Genomic DNA, 875 nt, shown 5'->3' with positions numbered 1-875 from the left:
ATTTCCTTTGACGTGGCGCCGCGCGAGACGGTGGCGATCGTCGGGGAGAGCGGCTCCGGCAAGAGCGTCACCTCGCTGTCGATCATGCGGCTTCTGCCGAAGAATTCCAGCCGTATCGAAGGCGAGGTATTTCTCAACGGCAGGGAACTCCTGTCCTTGCCGGAAGAACAGATGCGCCAGGTGCGCGGCAACGAGATCTCGATGATCTTCCAGGAGCCGATGACCTCGCTCAACCCGATCTTCCCGATCGGCAAGCAGATCGCCGAGGCGCTCACCGTCCACAAGGACATTTCCAAGGCCGACGCCAAGGCGGAGGTCGTGCGCCTGCTCGAAAAGGTGCGCATCCCCAATGCCAAAAGCCGCTACGACGAATATCCGCACCAGTTCTCCGGCGGCATGCGGCAGCGGGTGATGATCGCCATGGCGCTCGCCTCGAAACCGAAGCTTCTGATCGCCGACGAGCCGACCACGGCGCTCGATGTGACGATCCAGGGCCAGATCCTCGACCTCATCAAGCTGCTGCAGGAAGAGGAGGGCATGTCGGTGCTGTTCATCACCCATGACATGGGCGTCGTGGCTGAGGTCGCCGACCGCACCATCGTCATGTATCGTGGCGACGCGGTCGAGACGGGCGAGACCGGCGACATTTTTCATCGCGGCAAGCATCCCTATACGCGCGCACTTCTATCGGCCGTGCCGCGGCTCGGCTCGATGGGCGACCGCAGGCTGCCGCTGCGCTTCCCGATCATCGACATAAAAACCGGCGAGCAACAGCCGCTTGCCGACGTCACCGACACGGTCGCCAAGGGCAAGACGCCGATCCTCGACGTCAAGGACCTGACGACGCGCTTCGACATCCATTCCGGCCTGTTCGG

The 875-nt window shown here is 62.9% G+C and carries 1 protein-coding gene; it reads left to right on the top strand.

Annotated elements, in window-relative coordinates:
• The coding region (locus tag ABK249_RS33820) for an ATP-binding cassette domain-containing protein (protein ID WP_348864927.1) at positions 1 to 875 on the top strand (875 nt) is incomplete at both ends.

This window comes from Neorhizobium phenanthreniclasticum, from assembly GCF_040066075.1.
Classification (GTDB): Bacteria; Pseudomonadota; Alphaproteobacteria; order Rhizobiales; family Rhizobiaceae; genus Neorhizobium; species Neorhizobium petrolearium.
Note: the sequence above shows the minus strand (reverse complement) of the source record. Positions and strands in the feature narration are given on the sequence as shown.